At 73.0% G+C, this 12043-nt stretch carries 14 protein-coding genes; 5 read left to right on the top strand and 9 right to left on the bottom strand.

The features are described 5' to 3' along the window. The 4 genes from VNL12_RS00215 to VNL12_RS00200 form a co-directional block, all read right to left on the bottom strand. The coding region (locus VNL12_RS00215; RefSeq protein WP_325590464.1) for a DEAD/DEAH box helicase at positions 1–1310 on the bottom strand (1310 nt) is incomplete at its 3' end. A 191-nt stretch (positions 1311–1501) separates the two neighbouring features. Next, positions 1502–2398 carry a type IV toxin-antitoxin system AbiEi family antitoxin domain-containing protein gene (locus VNL12_RS00210; RefSeq protein WP_325590462.1) on the bottom strand — a complete coding sequence of 299 codons (897 nt, stop codon included), beginning with the start codon at positions 2396–2398 and terminating at the stop codon, positions 1502–1504. A 166-nt stretch (positions 2399–2564) separates the two neighbouring features. Continuing rightward, positions 2565–3758 (bottom strand): DUF2332 domain-containing protein, encoded by a 1194-nt coding sequence (locus VNL12_RS00205; protein WP_325590460.1) that lies wholly within the window; start codon positions 3756–3758, stop codon positions 2565–2567. A gap of 93 nt (positions 3759–3851) precedes the next feature. Further along, the gene (locus tag VNL12_RS00200; protein WP_325590458.1) at positions 3852–5525 is read right to left on the bottom strand and encodes a DAK2 domain-containing protein; all 1674 of its coding nucleotides are present in this window, start codon (positions 5523–5525) and stop codon (positions 3852–3854) included. A gap of 157 nt (positions 5526–5682) precedes the next feature. Between VNL12_RS00200 and rpmB the strand changes: the two genes are divergently transcribed. The 3 genes from rpmB (at position 5683) to VNL12_RS00185 (ending at position 8178) form a co-directional block, all read left to right on the top strand. Further along, positions 5683–5898: a 50S ribosomal protein L28 gene (gene rpmB / locus VNL12_RS00195; protein WP_325590456.1), complete on the top strand. Its 216-nt coding sequence runs from the start codon at positions 5683–5685 to the stop codon at positions 5896–5898. A gap of 146 nt (positions 5899–6044) precedes the next feature. Then, a complete protein-coding gene (locus VNL12_RS00190; protein ID WP_325590454.1) occupies positions 6045–6341 on the top strand; it encodes a hypothetical protein in 297 nt (98 codons plus the stop codon). A gap of 31 nt (positions 6342–6372) precedes the next feature. Next, positions 6373–8178 carry a phosphoenolpyruvate carboxykinase (GTP) gene (locus tag VNL12_RS00185; protein ID WP_325590452.1) on the top strand — a complete coding sequence of 602 codons (1806 nt, stop codon included), beginning with the start codon at positions 6373–6375 and terminating at the stop codon, positions 8176–8178. A gap of 8 nt (positions 8179–8186) precedes the next feature. Here VNL12_RS00185 and VNL12_RS00180 read toward each other — a convergent pair whose 3' ends face one another. Beyond that, entirely contained in the window at positions 8187–8459 is a 273-nt protein-coding gene (locus VNL12_RS00180) for a hypothetical protein (RefSeq protein WP_325590450.1), read from the bottom strand. 232 nt (positions 8460–8691) lie between these two features. Here VNL12_RS00180 and VNL12_RS00175 point away from each other — a divergent pair, with 232 nt between their 5' ends. Both VNL12_RS00175 and VNL12_RS00170 read left to right on the top strand, forming a co-directional pair. Further along, positions 8692–8928 (top strand): Lrp/AsnC ligand binding domain-containing protein, encoded by a 237-nt coding sequence (locus VNL12_RS00175; protein ID WP_325590448.1) that lies wholly within the window; start codon positions 8692–8694, stop codon positions 8926–8928. Between the two features lie 93 nt (positions 8929–9021). Next, positions 9022–9498, top strand: a complete 477-nt coding sequence (locus tag VNL12_RS00170; RefSeq protein ID WP_325590446.1) for a C40 family peptidase — start codon at positions 9022–9024, stop codon at positions 9496–9498. 167 nt (positions 9499–9665) lie between these two features. Here the strand turns inward: VNL12_RS00170 and VNL12_RS00165 are convergent, their stop codons facing one another. From VNL12_RS00165 to VNL12_RS00150, 4 genes are all read right to left on the bottom strand, one after another. Further along, a complete protein-coding gene (locus tag VNL12_RS00165; protein ID WP_325590444.1) occupies positions 9666–10040 on the bottom strand; it encodes a hypothetical protein in 375 nt (124 codons plus the stop codon). A 4-nt stretch (positions 10041–10044) separates the two neighbouring features. Beyond that, positions 10045–10380, bottom strand: a complete 336-nt coding sequence (locus VNL12_RS00160; protein ID WP_325590443.1) for an antibiotic biosynthesis monooxygenase — start codon at positions 10378–10380, stop codon at positions 10045–10047. Beyond that, the gene (locus VNL12_RS00155; RefSeq protein ID WP_325590441.1) at positions 10377–11687 is read right to left on the bottom strand and encodes a HAMP domain-containing sensor histidine kinase; all 1311 of its coding nucleotides are present in this window, start codon (positions 11685–11687) and stop codon (positions 10377–10379) included. The genes VNL12_RS00160 and VNL12_RS00155 overlap by 4 nt, the downstream gene beginning before the upstream one ends. Before the next feature lie 65 nt (positions 11688–11752). Next, positions 11753–12043, bottom strand: a 291-nt coding sequence (locus VNL12_RS00150; RefSeq protein ID WP_325590439.1) for a winged helix-turn-helix domain-containing protein, incomplete at its 5' end; no start/stop codon positions are given.

Raw genomic sequence — 12043 nt, 5'->3', positions numbered from 1 at the left:
ATCACCAGCACGTCGGGCGTGACGTCACCGGTGCCCCGCTCGCGCAGCGCGGCGCGCTGCTCGACGCCGAAGCGGTGCTGCTCGTCGACCACCACCGCGCCCAGCGAGGCGAAGGTCACCGTCTCGGAGATGAGCGAGTGGGTGCCGACGGCGACATCGATCGAACCGTCGGCCAGCCCGGTGAGGATCCGCTTGCGCTCGGTCGGCGTGGTGCGGGCGGTGAGCAGCGCGACGGCGACGGGCCGCACGCCGAGCAGCGTGGTGCCGCCGTCATCGACACCGACGCCGTCGAGCAGGCCCCGGATGCTCAGGTGGTGCTGCTCGGCGAGGACCTCGGTGGGCGCCATGAGCGCGCCCTGGTGCCCGCCGGCCACCGCCACGAGCAGCGCCGAGAGGGCCACCACCGTCTTGCCCGAGCCGACGTCGCCCTGCAGCAGGCGGTGCATGGGGTGGGGCCCGGCCAGATCGGTGGTGATCTCGTCGATCACCCGCCGCTGGGCGCCGGTGAGGGGGAACGGCAGGTGGGCATGGAAGTCGGCGACGAGCCCCGGCGGCCCGGCGACGGCGTGCGGAATGCCCCGGGTGCTGCGCTCGAGAGCGCGCTTGCGCAGGACGAGGGCGAGCTGGATGCGGAGCAGCTCGTCGAACACCAGGCGCTTGCGGGCCACGGCCACGTCGGGCCATCCCTCGGGCTGGTGGATGCCACCGAACGCCCGCGTGCGGTCGGCCAGGTCGTGCTCGGCCCGGATCGCCTCGGGGACCGGGTCGGCGAAGGTCCCGGCCCGGTCGAGCACCTCGACCATCCACCGGCCCACGTCCTGGGACGTGACCCGCACCCTCTCCGACTGCGGGTAGACGGGCACGAAGCGTCCGGTCTGATCGCCGATGAGGTCGACGACGGGGTTGGTCATCTGGAGCGCGCCGTTGAAGGTGTCGACCTTCCCGAACAGCACGCACTGGGTGCCGGGGGCGAGCTGGCGCTCGCGCCAGGCCTGGTTGAAGAAGGTGACCTTGAGGTGCCCCGACTCGTCGCTGACGTCGACGGTCACGAGCGTCCGGGGCGGGCGGCCCCGCGTGCGGCGCGACGACGCCCGGCGCACCTCGGCCACCACCAGGGCCTCGGCCCCGGGGCGGAGGTCGCGGATGCGGGCCTCGTTGGTGCGGTCGATCCACCGGCGGGGGTAGTGCGTGAGCAGGTCGAGGACCGTCTCGATCCCGAACGCCTCGGCCAGGCCGGTGGCCGACTTCGGCCCGATCCCCGTCAGCTCGGTGACCGGCAGGCGGGCGAGCTGCGAGAGCCGACGAGCCATCCCGCCGACCCTACGCCCCACCCCCTCCTCGCCGGCCCGAACCCCTCCGCGGCCGTCCTCCCGAACCCCTTCCCGCGATCTTTGAGCGGTTGAGTGCAGTAGCGGCGCACAACCGCTCAAAGGTGGTCGATGCGGGGCCATGATCCGCTGCCGGCACCGACGGCGACCGACCGGGGCGGTCGCGGGAGGCACTAGGCCGCCACACCCGAGACCAGGCGATCGACCTCGGCCCGCGTCACCTCGGCCCGGCGGGTGAGCGCCGTCCACCCGAACCGGGCGACCACGTGTCCCGTGGCGACGAGCCGAGCGTCGCAGATCGCATCGTGGGCGACGTCGGACGGCTCGGTGTGGAACGGGGCCCCGTCGAACTCGATCACGACCCGCGACCGTCGCACGAGGACATCGACGCGCCGGATGTAGCCCTGCTCGTCGGACATGGGCACCTGCCACTCGATGCCCGGCACCGTCGAGAGCACTGACCGTCCGACCTCGTCGAGCTCGCTCTCGGTGGGGACGTAGTCGACGCCGCGAGCATCGAGCTGGGCGCGGAGCCGGCGGGTGCCAGGGCGTCCCCTCCCTCCGAGGTCGAAGAACACCCGGTAGAGCCCCGCAACGGTGCACGACTGCCCGCGAAGGGCCCTCTCGATCGCCCGGTCGAGCCGGTGAGGACCGGTCGTGCGGGCGAGGTCGAACAGCGTCCGGGGCACAGTTGTCACCGGCACCCGCCGCACGATCGTCAGGTGGTGGTCGGGGAGCAGCGTCGAGCGATGGACCCAAATCCCTGATCGTCCCGCGCTCAGGCCGTAGGGGCGAACGAGCTCGACCCGGGGATCGGCGGAGTCCACCCCGAGCCCCCAGAGCGCGGCCGCTGTGTGGTGCGAGGCCCAGGCCCCGCCGCCCGACGCACGGATAGCGGCCAGGGCCCGCCCCTCGAGGGTCGGCGGCGCGCCAGCGATCCGCAGCGCCCCGCGACTCTCGACCACGAGGCGTCCCCCGGCGACCCAGCGATCGATCTGCCGGGCTCCGAGCCCTGCGGCCACCAGCTGTTGGCGGGTGGCGACACCGTGATGCGCCTCCACCGTCGTCATGAGATGTCTCCACCGTTCCATCCACCCATGGTCTCGCGGGGGTGCGACAGTCAGGCCGGATCAGCGTGCCGACTCGGCTTCTCCAGCGCGGCGGCGACCGGCCCGGGCATCGGGACTTTGAGCGGTTGAGTGCAGGTGCGGCGCACAACCGCTCAAAGCTGGCGGGTCAGGGGGTGGGGGCCCGGCGGAACCAGGCGCCGTGGGGGTGGGAGGTGCCCCAGACGGCGGGCGGAAGCTCCCGACCGTCGCGCCAGCGATGGGCACCGAGGACCGTGCCCGCTCCGGTCTCGGTGTGGATCCCGGCCATGCCCTCGGGCGCCGCCAGGTCCGGCACGCACCCCGGCGGCTCTGCCGTGAGCCACGACACCGGGCGACCGTCGGCGGCGAGGTCGGCCAGGGTGGCGGCAACGTCGCCGCGCCGGTCGCGCCGGGCGTAGGTGAGGGCCCACGAGCTGAACACCACGAGGTGGACCGCAGCACCGGACCCCTCAGCGGCGAGACGCGCGCCGGCCACGGCCCGGGCGGAGTGGGCCACCGGGCCCAGGTCGGCGACCATGTCGCCGGCGACCACCTCGGGCGGATCGGGTCGCAGGGCCCGGACTGCAGCCCGGAAGCGCTCGAGGCGACCGGGCACGTCGGGCCACAGGCAGGCCTCCAGCCAGCGCACCTCGCGGGCATCGTCGAGCCCCACCGGGTGGAGGTCGAGCCCGACGCGCTCGACGATCGCGGGCAGGGCGAGCTCGGAGACTGAAGGGCCGTCGCGCTGCCTGCCGGCGCAGACGACCTCCGATCCCGGGTCGCCGAGGACGACGGGCCGGAGGCCCTCGGGCGGCGAGACCTCGATGCGGTAGCGGTCCAGGCCGAGCAGCAGACCGGCGCTGCAGCCCATCTCCACCAGGGCGACCGGGGCGTCGGCGACATCGGCGCAGGCGTGGGCGACGAGCGGGGCCAGGTGCACCACCCGGTTGACCTCGTTGGTCTGGGTGGCGCGGGTGGCGATCACGTCCCGCAGCTCATCGGCGTGCTCGAAGCAGGCGGTGCGCACCTCGGGCCACGGATCGCCGTCGGGCACCCCTCCACCGGTGACGCTCGGGTACCAGCGGGCCAGCCCGAGATCGGTCCGCCGCAGCACCAGGTCGTGGAGGGCGGCGAGGAACAGCACCGGTCGGGCCTGGCCGGGGCGGGCCACTGCGAGCAGGGATGCCGCTGCGTCGTCGGCGGCCGCTCCCTCGCAGATGGCCCGGTACAGCCGCAGCTCGGGGTACGTCGCGGCGAAGGCGGCGAACATGGCCTGCAGATCGGCCACCGTGGCCGCGACGGCGTCGTGCCCGCTGGCCGATGCGCGCTCCGATCGGCTCACCCTCGGAGCCTACGAGCCGGCGCCCGCCGGGCCCCGAGCGCCTCACACCGCCCACCGAGGCTTGCGCCCCCAGCGGCGGGGAAGGTGTGGGGGCTACTCGATGCCGAGGTAGTAGGGGTAGAGGGGCTGGCCGCCGTGGTGGACCTCGGCCTCGATGTCAGGGTGGGTCTCGCCCAACCACTCGGTGATGCGCCGGGTGCTGGCGGCCGAGGCCCCCTCTCCCTCGATCAAGGTGATGATCTCGTGGTCGTCGGTGAGCAGGGCGGCGAGCAGGTCGCAGGTGACCCCGGCGAGGTCCGGACCCACGGCCCGGATGCCGTCGCGGGCGATGCCGAGCCAATCGCCCTCGGCGATGGGGCCGGCGTCACAGGTGCTCTTCCGCACGGCCTGCGTGACCTCGCCGGCGACGACGGCGGCGGCGGCCTCGCCCATGGCCGCCGCGTTGGAGTCCGCGGTGGCCTCGGGGTCGTAGCAGATGAGGGCGGCGAAGCCCTCGGCGATGCCCCGGGTCGCCACGACGCGCACCGTCTTGGTGGTCAGCTCGTCGACCTGCTCGGCCACGGGGATGATGTTCTTGTTGTTCGGCAGCAGCACCACCTCGTCCGCGGCGGCGGCCTCGACCGCCTCGACCAGCTGCTGGGTCGAGGGGTTCATCGACTGGCCGCCGGTGACCAGCCGCTGCACGCCCATGGCCGTGAAGATGCGGCCCACACCGTCGCCGGTGCCCACCGCGACGACCGCGGTGGGAACCGGCTCGACCGGGGGCGGGGACACACCGGCGGCGGCGGCCGCGCCCTCGCGGACCCAACGCTCCTCCTCGACCTGCTCCAGGAGGTCGGTGACCCGGATCTCCCGGGGTCGGCCGATGTCGACCGCGGCCTCGATCGAGGCGCCGATGTCGTTGGTGTGGATGTGGCAGTTCCAGATGCCGTCGCCGCCGACGACCACTATCGAGTCGCCGATGCCGCCCCACACCTTCTTGAACGCGCTGATGGTCTCATCGGGCGCCTCGAGGAAGTACATGACCTCGTAGCGGAGGTCGCCGACGTCGTGGTCGTCGTGGTCACCGGCATCGGCGTGGTCGCGCCGCGCGTCGAGGTCGGGCTCGGGGCCGTCGTCGCCGGTCACCTCGGGCAGCGGGCGCCCGTCGGCCACGTGGAGCACGGCGTCGAGCAGCAGCAGCAGGCCGGTACCGCCGGCGTCGACCACCCCGGCCTGGGCGAGCACGGGGAGCATCTCGGGCGTGCGCGCCAGGGCGTCGTGGCCCTGGGCGTGGGCCGCCTCGGCCACCGCCACCAGCGAGGGCGCCGCGCCACCGGTGGGGTCCACCGCGGCCTCGGCCGCCTCCGCCGCCTCGCGGATGACGGTGAGGATCGTCCCCTCGACCGGCCGGGGCACCGCGGCGTAGGCGCCGTCGCACGCAGCCCGCAGGGCCCGGGCGAGGGTCGGGCCGTCGAGGCCGCCGGCCTCGGCCACGGTGACGGCGATGCCCCGGAGGATCCCCGAGAGCAGCACCCCGCTGTTGCCCCGCGCGCCCATGAGCGAACCGTGGCTCACGGCCCTGCACGTGGCGGCCAGGTCGGGCCCGGCCCCCTCGAGCTCGCCCACCACCGACTCGATGGTGAGGGCCATGTTCGTACCGGTGTCGCCGTCGGGCACCGGGTAGACGTTGAGCCGGTTCACCAGCGCCTGGTGGGAGCGGAGGGCGTCGCGGAAGGCCCCCACCACCCGCCGCAACTCGTTGGCGCCGAGGCGCTCGGTCGTCATGGCGCCGCATGCTACCGATCGGCCCATCCCCGCCCGGGAGGCTCCACCCCTCGAGCCCGGGCGTGGGTCCGGTTTGTGGGGGCCGGGCCGAGCCCGTAGCGTCTCCCGGTCCCCGGAGGATCCGTGGGTCGAGATCGACGACAGAGGTCCCAGCGCCATGGCATCGACGTGTGAGGTGTGCGGCAAGAAGCCGTCGTTCGGCATGAGCGTCAGCCACTCCCACCGGCGCACGAAGCGCCGTTGGAACCCCAACATCCAACGCATCCGCGCTGTCGTCGGCGGCAGCACCCGGCGCGTGGACGTGTGCACGGGTTGCATCCGCGCCGGCAAGGTGCAGAAGGCTCGTCACACCCAGCGGCCGGTCGAGGCCTGAGCCGAGGGGCGCAGGATGTCCCCCGTGCCCCGCATGGGTGCTCGATCCCGCGTCCCGGTAGTGTCAGGGCCGTCGATGCCCGGCGGACCCACGGGGACCTCCCCGGGCCCGGGCGGCGCACCCGAGGGAGCCCCCACGTGCAAGGCGTGATCAAGTCCTACGACCCCGGCACCGGTGACGGTGTGGTCGTGCGCGACACCGATCTCGTCGAGCTCGACCTGGCCCGCGGTGCGCTGGTCGGCTCGGTGCTGCGCATGGTCCGTCAGGGCCAGCGCGTCGTCTTCGACCTCGACACCGACGGCCGGGCCACTTCCCTGCGCCTCGGTTCCGAGGTCGACATGGGCACCCCCGGCTTCCCGCGCGAGGGCCAGGTGCCGCCGCTCGCGGCCGATGCCGTCGCGCCCACCGGCCCACTTCCCTCGGAGACGGCCGACCCGGCCTGATCCGGCAACCCCTGACCCCGCTGGAGACACGATGACCGCCGCCACTGGCAACCAGAAGCTCACAGACTGGGTCGAGGAGTGGAGAGAGGTCCTCCAGCCCGCGGACGTCCACTGGTGCGACGGCTCCGGCGAGGAGTACGACCGCCTCTGCGCCGAGCTCGTGGCCAGCGGCACGTTCACGAGCCTGGACGAGGCCAAGCGCCCCCACAGCTACCTCGCGCTGTCGGACCCGGCGGACGTGGCCCGGGTCGAGGACCGCACGTTCATCTGCTCCGAGCAGGAGATCGACGCCGGCCCCACCAACAACTGGCGGGCCCCGGCGCAGATGAAGGACGAGCTGCTCCCGCTGCTCCGGGGGTCGATGCGGGGCCGCACCCTCTACGTGGTGCCCTTCTCCATGGGCCCGCTGGGCTCGCCCATCGCCCACATCGGCGTGCAGCTGACCGACTCGCCCTACGTGGCGGTCAACATGCGGATCATGACCCGCATGGGCCAGGGCGCCCTCGACGTGCTGGGCGACGGCGAGTTCGTCCCGTGCATCCACTCGGTCGGCTACCCGCTCGTCGACGCCGAGGGCGCCGAGCGGCCCGACGTGGCCTGGCCGTGTGACTCGGAGAACAAGTACATCAGCCACTTCCCCGACACCCGGGAGATCTGGTCCTACGGCTCGGGCTACGGCGGCAACGCGCTGCTGGGCAAGAAGTGCTTCGCCCTGCGCATCGCGTCGACCATGGCCCGCGACGAGGGCTGGATGGCCGAGCACATGCTCATCGTGGGCGTCACGAACCCCGAGGGCGCGAAGCGCTACATCGCCGCCGCCTTCCCCTCTGCGTGCGGCAAGACGAACATGGCCATGCTCATCCCCACCCTGCCGGGCTGGACGTGTGAGACCGTCGGCGACGACATCGCCTGGATGAAGCACGGTGACGACGGCCGCCTCTACGCCATCAACCCCGAAGCCGGCTTCTTCGGCGTCGCCCCCGGCACCGGCGAGAAGACCAACCACAACGCCGTGGCCGCCCTCCACGCCAACTGCATCTTCACCAACGTGGCCGCGACCGACGACGGCGACGTCTGGTGGGAGGGCTTCACCGATGAGACGCCCGACCACCTCATCGACTGGAAGGGCCAGGATTGGACGCCGGAGTCCTCGGCCCCCGCGGCGCACCCCAACGCCCGGTTCACCGCCCCCGCATCGCAGTGCCCGTCGATCGCCCCCGAGTGGGAGGACCCCAAGGGCGTCCCCATCTCGGCCATCCTCTTCGGCGGGCGCCGGGCCACCAACGTGCCCCTGGTGACCGAGTCCTTCAGCTGGCAGCACGGCACGTTCCTCGGCTCGATCATGAGCTCGGAGAAGACCGCGGCGGCCGCCGGCACCATCGGCGAGGTGCGCTTCGACCCCTTCGCCATGTTGCCGTTCATGGGGTACAACGCGGGGGACTACATGAAGCACTGGCTGGAGGTCGGCCGGGCCACCGACGCCGACAAGCGGCCGACGCTCTACTGGGTGAACTGGTTCCGCAAGGGCACCGACGGATCGTTCCTGTGGCCCGGCTTCGGCGAGAACAGCCGGGTGCTCAAGTGGGTCTTCGAGCGCCTCGACGGCACCGCCGACGCGATCGACACCGCCATCGGCCGGGTGCCCACGCCGGAGTCGCTCGACACCGGCGGGCTCGACGTCGACGACGACACCGTGGCCGAGCTGCTCGCCGTCGACAACGAGGCCTGGCAGGGTGAGATCCCGCTCATCGAGGAGCACTTCGCCTTCATCGGCGAGCGCCTGCCGTCCGAGCTCAACGACGAGCTGCTCGAGCTCGAGAAGCGCCTGGCCGACTGACGCGCCGGTCAGATCGTGCCGGTCGTGTCGGCACCGAGCAGGCCGCACTCCTGCAGGTCGACGACGACGCCACAGATCTCGGTGAGGTAGGCCGAGCGGTCGAGGGCGCCGGACTCGTGGCGCACCCGGATGTCGTGGAGCACCGCCTCCACCAGGCCGTCGGTGAGGCGGACGAAGACCCGGTCGGCCAACGCGGGCACCACGTCGAGCAGGGGCAGCATGCTGAGCACCTCGTCGAGCTCGGCATCGAGGGCCGCCGGGAGAGTGGACTGGTCTGCCATGGTCCCTCGGGTTCGACGCCGGCCCCGCCGCTCCCCCTGCGTCACGCGATCTTCACGAGGCGCGGTCGGAGGACGCGGCCGCCCGCCCCCGGCCCGAGCTCGGCTCCACCGCCTGACAACCCCGATGCCGGCCCAGGAGCACCTGTCCTCCCCACCGCTAGGTTGGGCGGGACCCGCTGGGCCCCGGCGGGCCGCGGCGCACCGGTCGCACCCTCGACCCCAGGAGACCCCGATGGCCGTCAGCGCGTACATCCTGATCCAGTCCGAGGTGGGCCGGGCCGCCCAGGTCGCGTCGGAGGTGGCCGCCATCGACGGCATCACCGCCGCCGAGGGCGTCACCGGCAGCTACGACGTCATCGCCCGGGCCGAGTCCGACACCGTCGACGAGCTCGGCAAGATGGTCGTGTCCCGGGTCCAGATGGTCGAGGGCATCACCCGTACCGTCACCTGCCCGGTGGTGCACCTGTAGCCGCCCGGCGGCGCGGGGCGTGTTGATCCGACGTTGCGATCCGGTTACGATCCGTCGCTGAATCGTCATCTACTCGGAAAGTCGGATCCACCGTTGCGCACCCGTCGTCTCGCCCCCGCCACCCTGGCCCTCGCCCTCCTCGTCCTGGCCGGCTCCCTGGCCGCCTGCACCCCCGGTGTGAGCGCCGTCGATCACGCCCGCCAGATGATCGGCACCCGCTACACCTACGGGGGCGCCTCGCCCTCGGAGGGGTTCGACTGCTCGGGGCTCACGTCCTGGGCGTGGAACAAGGCGGGCGTCGATGAGATCCCGCGCACCTCGAGCGCCCAGCACGCCTGGGCCACGCCCATCTCGCGCTCCGAGCTCCAACCCGGCGATCTCGTCTTCTACAGCGCCGGCGGCCCCGAGGGCACGGTCAGCCACGTGTCGCTCTACGCTGGTGAGGACAAGCTGATCCAGGCCCCCAACCGTGACCGAAACGTCGAGGAGGTCTCCATCGACAGCTACTGGACCTCCAACCTGGTCGGCTACGGGCGCATCCCCGCCTCGGCCATGCCCGAGAGCTCCTAGCGTCTCTCCAGCTCTCCCGATCCCGGGGGCCAGCGGCAACGACGCCGCCGCCCCCGGTGTCGGGACTCGTCCTCCGTCCCGTCCCGGCTCCACCCGGCGGCGGGGCGGAGTCGCGTCCGACCTTCGGTGTCGTCGCCGAGCGGCGGTGGACCGGTGAGGGCGGCGCCTCAGCGGTGCAGCACCATGGCCCGTAGCCCCATGCCCATCAGGAAGAGGCCGCCCAACCCGTAGAGCAGGTACGTCTTGTCCTTCAGCTGGGCGCGGTAGGAGTAGATGATCGCGACCGCGAACAGCGACGCGAAGCCATACAGGGTGTGGAAGTCGGTGGGCTCGATGTCCTCGACGTTCTGGTAGGCGACACCGAGGGCCACCTGGACGAAGATCGCCACCTGGGCGGCGATGGTGAACCACCACAGCGGGCGCACCCGCAGCGCCGGGCGCCAGTGCGCTCCCAGGGCCCACAGCCCGGCGACGGCGTTGGCGACGACCACGACCCAGGCGCCCGCCGTGTGGGCCTGCGCCAGGGCCGAGGCGACGACCAACGGGTCAGCCCGCGGCGGGCGACGAGCCACCGGCGGGGGTGAAGGTCCACACCTCGCTGGAGACCGACACCGGCGGAGGCGCCTCGGCCCCCTCGCGCTCCGGCGCCGGGCGATGACCGGCGCCGAAGGCGGGCGAGGCCATCCAGGCATCGAACGCCGCCTGGTCGCGCCAGCGGGTCAGCACCAGCCACTGGTCGCGCCCGTCGGTCGGCTGCAGGAGCTCAAAGCCCTCAAAGCCCTCCTGACCGTCGACCGCACCGGCGCGCGCCGCGAACCGCTGGGCCAGCTCGTCGCCACTGTCGGGCGGGACGGTGATGGCGTTGATGATGACGATGCTCACGGCGACGGGGCTCCTGGGTGGGGGGAGCCCGAAGGTAGAGGATGAGCCCGCAGCGCGTCCCACCGGACCGGGCCCGCGGTCGGGGTCTCGTCCTCGGCGTCGCGGACCAACGGGAGCCAGAGGGTGAAGGTCGAGCCGCCCCGAGGGTTGTCGGCCAGGCGTACCTCGCCACCGTGGCCCTCGGCGATCTGACCGACGATGGCCAGGCCCAGCCCGCTGCGCCCCTCGGCGCGCGCCCGGCGCTGGTCGCCCTTCCAGAACCGCTCGAAGACCCGCTCGTGGTCCGCGGGGGCGATGCCGGGGCCGGCGTCGTCGACCGCGATCCACGCCCACGGACCCTCGACGCCGACGGCGAGGCGCACCGCGGTGCCCTCGGGCGCGAGGCGCACCGCGTTGGCGACCAGGTTGGCGACCGCCTGGCGCAGTGCCACCCGGTCGCCCTCGACCTCGGCGGCCCGTTCGCCGGGGCGGAGCGCCTCGCACTCGAGGGTGAGGCGCCGGGCCGCGGCCGAGGTCGCGAACTCAGCGACGGTGTCCTCGGCGACATCGGAGAGGGCGACGCGGCTCCGCTCCCGCACCGGTGCGCCCTCGCGGGCGTAGGTGAGCAGGTCGTCGACCAGCACGCCCATGCGGGCGACCGAGCGGGTGACCACCTCGGCCGCCAGGCGCAGGTCCTCGGCTGACGCGTCGGGATCGGCGAGGGCCACGTCGAGGTTCGTGCGGATCACCGCCAAGGGGTTGCGCAGCTCGTGGGACGCCTCCTGGATGAAGCGCTGCTGCTGGCTGAAGGCGCCGTCGAGGCGGCCCAGCATGTCGTCGAAGGTGTCGGCCAGGTCCTTGAGCTCATCGGGCGGCCCCCGCAGGTCGATCCGCCGCGACAGGTCCGTGGCCCCGATGTCACGAGCCACCGCGGTGATGCGATCGATCGGGGCCAGCACCCTCCCGGCCACGAACCAGCCGACCCCCAGGCTGCCGACGAAGAGCAGACCGAGGGCCGAGAAGCTGTAGGACCGCAGCAGCTGGAGGGCCCGCCGGTTCACCCCCTCCTCGAAGGTCTCGAGGTCGCGCAGCTCGACCTCGGTGTAGAGGCGGCTGCCGTCGGGCAGCGTCTGGACCCGCAGCCCGGGCCGGCTCCGGGCCATCGAGGTGTCGTCGAGACGGGCGGCCAGGGCGAGGTAGATCCCGCCGACGAGGGTCGCGGCCAGGCCGAAGAGCACCAGCGAGTACAGGGCGGTGAGGCGGAACCGGATGGAGCCCATCCAGTCGGGCAGGCGAAGCGCGAGGCGCTCGATCCGGGGCGTCGTCATCCGGCTCGATGTCGAGCCGTGGGCGCCCCCGTCGACCCTCCTCGCGCTGGCGCCCCCGCGGGGCGTCACGGGCCGGGGCCAGGGCCGGGATCGGGTCCGTCGCCCTCGTCATCGACCTCGACATCGAGGAGCCGGTAGCCACGGCCGACCACCGTGTCGATCAACGACGACTCGCCCTCGACCTGCATCTTGCGGCGCAGGGTGCCCACGGTGACCCGCACCGTGTTGGTGAACGGATCGGCGTGCTCGTCCCAGACGTGGTCGAGCAGCCGCTCCTGGGACATCACGTGGCCGGGGTGGGCCATGAAGTAGCGCAGCAGGGCGAACTCCTTGGCCGTGAGGTCGAGCCGGCGCGA

The sequence above is a fragment of the Iamia sp. genome, from assembly GCF_035575815.1.
Classification (GTDB): Bacteria; Actinomycetota; Acidimicrobiia; order Acidimicrobiales; family Iamiaceae; genus Iamia.
The sequence above is the reverse complement of the archived record's forward strand: the minus strand, read 5'-3'. Positions and strand labels throughout refer to the sequence as shown.

Coding starts and splice junctions, on each gene's coding strand:
- VNL12_RS00155 (WP_325590441.1), bottom strand. CDS start 11,687: ATGACGACGCCCCGGATCGAGCGCCTCGCGCTTCGCCTGCCCGACTGG.
- VNL12_RS00175 (WP_325590448.1), top strand. CDS start 8,692: ATGGCCGTCAGCGCGTACATCCTGATCCAGTCCGAGGTGGGCCGGGCC.
- VNL12_RS00180 (WP_325590450.1), bottom strand. CDS start 8,459: ATGGCAGACCAGTCCACTCTCCCGGCGGCCCTCGATGCCGAGCTCGAC.
- VNL12_RS00185 (WP_325590452.1), top strand. CDS start 6,373: ATGACCGCCGCCACTGGCAACCAGAAGCTCACAGACTGGGTCGAGGAG.
- VNL12_RS00200 (WP_325590458.1), bottom strand. CDS start 5,525: ATGACGACCGAGCGCCTCGGCGCCAACGAGTTGCGGCGGGTGGTGGGG.
- VNL12_RS00210 (WP_325590462.1), bottom strand. CDS start 2,398: ATGACGACGGTGGAGGCGCATCACGGTGTCGCCACCCGCCAACAGCTG.
- rpmB (WP_325590456.1), top strand. CDS start 5,683: ATGGCATCGACGTGTGAGGTGTGCGGCAAGAAGCCGTCGTTCGGCATG.